Annotated in this window: 5 protein-coding genes; all 5 read left to right on the plus strand. The window is 71.3% G+C overall.

Annotated elements, in window-relative coordinates; all coding sequences use genetic code 11:
- The first annotated feature begins 201 nt into the window (after window positions 1-201).
- The 5 genes from dnaK to ACFV2X_RS29820 all read left to right on the plus strand — a co-directional run bounded on the left by dnaK (window position 202) and on the right by ACFV2X_RS29820 (window position 5,978).
- Window positions 202-2,070, plus strand: a complete 1,869-nt coding sequence (gene dnaK / locus ACFV2X_RS29800; protein ID WP_385622188.1) for a molecular chaperone DnaK — start codon at window positions 202-204, stop codon at window positions 2,068-2,070.
- Window positions 2,067-2,714: a nucleotide exchange factor GrpE gene (grpE, locus tag ACFV2X_RS29805; protein WP_385622191.1), complete on the plus strand. Its 648-nt coding sequence runs from the start codon at window positions 2,067-2,069 to the stop codon at window positions 2,712-2,714. Before dnaK ends, grpE begins: the two co-directional genes overlap by 4 nt.
- 48 nt (window positions 2,715-2,762) lie before the next feature.
- The gene (gene dnaJ / locus ACFV2X_RS29810; RefSeq protein ID WP_385622194.1) at window positions 2,763-3,938 is read left to right on the plus strand and encodes a molecular chaperone DnaJ; all 1,176 of its coding nucleotides are present in this window, start codon (window positions 2,763-2,765) and stop codon (window positions 3,936-3,938) included.
- 43 nt (window positions 3,939-3,981) lie between these two features.
- Window positions 3,982-4,434, plus strand: coding sequence for a heat shock protein transcriptional repressor HspR (locus ACFV2X_RS29815; RefSeq protein WP_385622196.1), 453 nt, complete (start codon window positions 3,982-3,984; stop codon window positions 4,432-4,434).
- A gap of 83 nt (window positions 4,435-4,517) precedes the next feature.
- The gene (locus tag ACFV2X_RS29820; protein ID WP_385622199.1) at window positions 4,518-5,978 is read left to right on the plus strand and encodes a BTAD domain-containing putative transcriptional regulator; all 1,461 of its coding nucleotides are present in this window, start codon (window positions 4,518-4,520) and stop codon (window positions 5,976-5,978) included.
- Window positions 5,979-6,000: the final 22 nt, after the last annotated feature.

Below are 6,000 nucleotides of genomic sequence, written 5' to 3' on the forward strand. Positions count from 1 at the left end.
CGTCTTCGGTCGCGTCTGCGGGGGCGTGTGGGGGTCGCATGGGGGTCATGTCCTCGGCCCTCCCTTCCTCTTGTCCGTGTCCTGTCCATAAGGGCCATATAAAAGTTGAGCCCGCCCGACTCAGGTCTGTTGACATGCGGAAGTTGATCATGCACTCTTGAGCCTGTTCCACTCAATGCTGTGTAGCTGGAGGATTGCGAAATGGCTCGTGCGGTCGGCATCGACCTGGGTACGACGAACTCCGTCGTCAGTGTGCTCGAAGGCGGTGAGCCCACCGTCATCACCAACGCCGAGGGCGCCAGGACCACGCCGTCCGTCGTCGCCTTCGCCAAGAACGGCGAGGTCCTGGTCGGTGAGGTCGCCAAGCGCCAGGCCGTGACCAACGTGGACCGGACCATCCGGTCGGTCAAGCGCCACATGGGCACCGACTGGCACATCAACCTCGACGGCAAGAACTTCAACCCGCAGCAGATGAGCGCCTTCATTCTGCAGAAGCTCAAGCGGGACGCCGAGGCCTACCTGGGCGAGAAGGTCGCGGACGCGGTCATCACCGTCCCGGCGTACTTCAACGACGCCGAGCGCCAGGCCACCAAGGAAGCCGGTGAGATCGCGGGCCTCAACGTCCTGCGTATCGTCAACGAGCCTACCGCCGCCGCCCTCGCCTACGGGCTCGAGAAGGACGACCAGACCATTCTGGTCTTCGACCTCGGCGGTGGCACCTTCGACGTCTCGCTGCTGGAGATCGGCGACGGCGTGGTCGAGGTCAAGGCCACCAACGGTGACAACCACCTCGGTGGTGACGACTGGGACCAGCGCGTCGTCGACTACCTGGTCAAGCAGTTCAACAACGGCCACGGCGTCGACCTGTCCAAGGACAAGATGGCCCTGCAGCGCCTCCGCGAGGCCGCTGAGAAGGCGAAGATCGAGCTCTCCAGCTCGACCGAGACCACCATCAACCTGCCCTACATCACGGCGTCCGCCGAGGGCCCGCTGCACCTGGACGAGAAGCTCACCCGCGCCCAGTTCCAGCAGCTGACCAGCGACCTGCTCGAGCGCTGCAAGGTCCCCTTCCACAACGTGATCAAGGACGCGGGCATCGCCCTCTCCGAGATCGACCACGTGGTCCTGGTCGGCGGCTCGACCCGGATGCCCGCCGTCGCCGAGCTCGTCAAGGAGCTGACCGGCGGCAAGGAGGCCAACAAGGGCGTCAACCCGGACGAGGTCGTCGCCATCGGCGCCTCGCTCCAGGCCGGTGTCCTCAAGGGCGAGGTCAAGGACGTCCTGCTGCTGGACGTCACCCCGCTGTCCCTCGGTATCGAGACCAAGGGCGGCATCATGACCAAGCTGATCGAGCGCAACACGACCATTCCGACCAAGCGCTCGGAGATCTTCACCACGGCCGAGGACAACCAGCCGTCCGTGCAGATCCAGGTCTACCAGGGCGAGCGCGAGATCGCGGCGTACAACAAGAAGCTCGGCATGTTCGAGCTGACCGGCCTGCCGCCGGCCCCGCGCGGCGTGCCGCAGATCGAGGTCACCTTCGACATCGACGCCAACGGGATCATGCACGTCGGCGCCAAGGACCTCGGCACCGGCAAGGAGCAGAAGATGACCGTCACCGGCGGCTCCGCGCTGCCGAAGGACGACATCGACCGCATGATGCGCGAGGCCGAGCAGTACGCGGAGGAGGACCACAAGCGCCGCGAGGCCGCCGAGACCCGCAACCAGGCCGAGCAGCTGGTCTACCAGACCGAGAAGTTCCTCAAGGACAACGAGGACAAGGTCCCCGGCGACGTCAAGACCGAGGTCGAGACCGCGGTCGGCGAGCTGAAGGAAAAGCTCAAGGGCGACGACACCGCCGAGATCCGCACCGCGACCGAGAAGGTCGCGGCCGTCAGCCAGAAGCTGGGCCAGGCGCTGTACGCCAACGCCCAGGCGGACGGCGCGGGCGCGGCGGGTGAAGCGGGCGCGCCCGGCGGCGGCCAGGCCAAGGCCGACGACGACGTCGTGGACGCCGAGATCGTGGACGACGAGAAGGCTGACAACAAGGGCCAGGGTGGTGCCGCGTGACGGAGGAGACCCCGGGCTTCGAGGAGCAGCCCGACGTCCCCTCCGAGGCCGCACAGACCCCTGACGATGCGGCCAAGGGTGCCGCCGGGTCCGCCGACAAGGCGGGCCCGGCAGCCCCGGCAGGGGACCTCGAGCAGGTGGCCATCCAGGCCCAGCTGGACCAGGTCCGTACCGCGCTCAACGAGCGGACGGCCGACCTCCAGCGGCTCCAGGCGGAGTACCAGAACTATCGACGCCGGGTCGAGCGGGACCGGGTCACGGTCAAGGAGATCGCCGTGGCGAACCTCCTGACCGAGCTGCTGCCCGTGCTCGACGACATCGGCCGCGCCCGTGACCACGGCGAGCTCGTCGGCGGCTTCAAGTCCGTCGCCGAATCGCTGGAGACGGTCGCGGGAAAGTTGGGGCTGCAGCAGTTCGGCACGGAGGGCGAGCCCTTCGACCCGCTGGTGCACGAGGCGCTGATGCACTCGTACGCGCCGGACGTCACCGAAACCACGTGCGTGCAGATTCTGCAGCCGGGGTATCGAATCGGCGAGCGTACGATCCGCCCGGCGCGGGTCGCGGTCGCCGAGCCCCAGCCGGGCGCCCAGCCCAAGGGGGACGAGACGCCGGACGAGGAGAGCGGTGGCCCGGACGAGGGCTGACGTGACAGCTGACGTGACAGCGGTGGCAGGAGAGGAGGGACGTCGAGGATGAGCACCAAGGACTTCGTCGAGAAGGACTACTACAAGGTCCTCGGCGTCCCCAAGGACGCCACCGAGGCGGAGATCAAGAAGGCGTACCGGAAGCTCGCCCGCGAGTTCCACCCGGACGCCAACAAGGGCGACGCCAAGGCCGAGGAGCGCTTCAAGGAGATCTCCGAGGCGAACGACGTCCTCGGCGACCCCAAGCGGCGCAAGGAGTACGACGAGGCCCGCGCCCTGTTCGGCAACGGCGGATTCCGCCCGGGGCCGGGCGCGGGCGGCCCCGGCAGCTTCAACTTCGACCTCGGCGACCTCTTCGGCGGTGCCCAGGGCGGCGGCGGAGCGGCCGGCGGCTTCGGCGGCGGCCTCGGGGACGTCTTCGGCGGACTCTTCAACCGTGGCACCGGCACCCGTGCCCAGCCGCGCCGCGGCCAGGACATCGAGTCCGAGGTGACGCTGAGCTTCACCGAGGCGGTGGAGGGGGCGACGGTCCCGCTGCGGATGTCCAGCCAGGCCCCGTGCAAGGCGTGCTCGGGCACCGGCGACAAGAACGGCACCCCCCGCGTGTGCCCGACCTGCGTCGGCACCGGCCAGGTCAGCCGCGGCGGCGGGGGCGGCTTCTCGCTCACCGACCCGTGCGTGGACTGCCGCGGCCGCGGCCTGATCGCGCAGAACCCCTGCGAGACCTGCAAGGGCAGCGGGCGCGCCCGCAGTGCCCGCACCATGCAGGTCCGGATCCCCGCGGGCGTCAGCGACGGTCAGCGGATCCGGCTGCGCGGCAAGGGCGCCCCGGGCGAGACCGGCGGCCCGGCCGGCGACCTGTACGTGGTGGTCCATGTGGACCCCCACCCGGTCTTCGGCCGCAAGGGGGACAACCTCACCGTCACCGTGCCCGTCACCCTCCCGGAGGCGGCGCTCGGCGGCGAGATCAAGGTCCCCACGCTCGGTGGCCCCCCGGTCACCCTCAAACTGCCGGCCGGCACGCCCAACGGCCGCACGATGCGCGCCCGCGGCAAGGGCGCGGTGCGCAAGGACGGCACCCGCGGCGACCTCCTGGTCACCGTCGAGGTCACCGTCCCCAAGGACCTCAGCGACGAGGCGCGCGAGGCGCTGGAGTCGTACCGAGAGGCGACCGCGGGGGAGGACCCGCGGGCGGAGCTGTTCCAGTCCGCGAAGGGAGCGTGACCCGATGGAGACGTCTGGCCGAGGGCCCGGAGGCAGAAGTGGCATGGGCGGGGCGAGGAGCCGCAACCCGTACGAGCTGACCGACGAGTCGCCGGTGTACGTCATCTCGGTCGCCGCCCAGCTCTCCGGGCTGCACCCGCAGACCCTGCGCCAGTACGACCGTCTGGGTCTGGTCTCCCCCGGCCGCACGGCCGGCCGCGGCCGCCGCTACTCGGCCCGCGACATCCAGCTGCTCCGCCAGGTGCAGCAGCTCTCCCAGGACGAGGGCATCAACCTCGCCGGTATCAAGCGCATCATCGAACTGGAGAACCAGGTCGCCGCCCTCCAGGAGCGCGTCGCCGAACTCCAGTCCGCGGTCGAGGGCGCGGCCGCGGCGATGCAGCAGCGCGAGGCCGCGGTCCACGCCTCCTACCGCCGCGACCTGGTCCCCTACGACCAGGTCCGGCAGACCAGCGCGCTGGTGGTGTGGCGGCCCAAGCCCAAGCGGTCGGAGTAGCGCCTGGCGCTTCACTCCATCGAGCGGCCCGGTGACCGACCCGTCGGTCACCGGGCCGCTTTGGCGTGTGCATAATCACCGGCATGCGGTTCGGAATCCTCGGCGAGACCCGGGCGTGGCACGACGACGGGACCGAGGCCGCGTTGGGCGGACCGGCCCGCCGGGCGCTGCTGGCGCTGCTGCTGGTCCGTCCCGGTGAGGTCGTGTCGGCCGACCGGCTGGCCGAGGAACTCGACCCGGGCGGCGGGCTGTCGGCGCATGCGCTGCAGTCCCAGGTGTCCAGGCTGCGTACGGCGCTGGGCCCGGCGGCCGCGATCGAGCGGGCCGGAGCGGGCTATCGGATCGTGGTGGCGCCCGATGACGTGGACGCCTGCCGGTTCGAGCGGCTGGCCCGGGAGGGCCGGGCCGCGCTGGACGATGGCGACCACGGGCGGTCGGTCGCGCTGCTGCGCGAGGCGCTGCAGCTGTGGCGGGGGCCCGCGTTGGCCGAGGTCGCCGAGAGCGAGGCGGCCCGGGCCGCCGCCGTACGGCTGGAGGAGCTTCGGCTCGGGGCGCTCGAGGACCGGATCGAGGGCGAGCTGAGGCTCGGTGAGCACCGCGCGGCCGTACCGGAGTTGCGCGAGCTGGTCGGCCGCCATCCGCTCAGGGAGCGGCCGGCGGGACTGCTGATGCGCGCCCTGTTCGCCGAGGGCGGGCAGGCCGAGGCGCTGGTGGTGTTCGAGGAGACCCGGAGACACCTGGCCGAGGAGCTGGGCGCCGATCCCTCGGCCGAACTCGCCGCACTGCACCGGGAACTGCTGAACGCCGCTCCGTCGCCGTCGCCCGTCGCGCCACCCGCCCAGCTGACCTCCTTCGTGGGCCGGGCCGAGGAGGTGACCGAGGTCGCCGAGCTGTTGCGGGTGGCCCGGCTGGTCACCCTGATCGGTCCCGGCGGGGTCGGCAAGACCCGTCTGTCGGTGGAGGTCGCCGGGGTCGCGGCCGACGAGGTGTGCTTCGTGGCGCTGGCTCCGCTGCGCGACGGCTCGGGGCTGTCACAGGCGCTGCTGGGCGCGCTCGGCCTGCGTGAGAACGGGCTCCAGCTGGGGAGCGGCCCCCAGACGCCCGTCGAGCGGCTGATCGCCGCGCTGTCGGACCGGATGCTGCTGCTCGTCCTCGACAACTGCGAGCACGTCGTTGAGGAGACCGCCGTCCTGGCGGCGCGGCTGCTCGCGGCCTGCCCGCGGCTGCGTGTCCTGGCCACGAGCCGCGAGCCGCTCGGTGTCATCGGCGAGCACGTCCAGCAGGTACGGCCGCTGGCCGGCGAGGCGGCGGTGCGGCTGTTCACCGACCGGGCCGGCGCGGTGCGGCGCGGCTTCACCGCCGATCCCGGGCTCGTACGGCGCGTCTGCGCCGCCCTGGACGATCTGCCGCTGGCCGTCGAGCTGGTGGCGGCGCGGCTGCGCACGCTGGACCTGGACGACCTCGTGGGCCGGCTGGACGACCGGCTCGGGGTCGCGGCCCGCGGCAGCCGTACGGCCGACGGGCTGTATCGGATACACCTCTGACGCGGCCGTCGATGAGGGGAGT

The sequence above is a fragment of the Streptomyces sp. NPDC059679 genome, from assembly GCF_042734105.1.
In the GTDB taxonomy this organism is placed as follows: domain Bacteria; phylum Actinomycetota; class Actinomycetes; order Streptomycetales; family Streptomycetaceae; genus Streptomyces.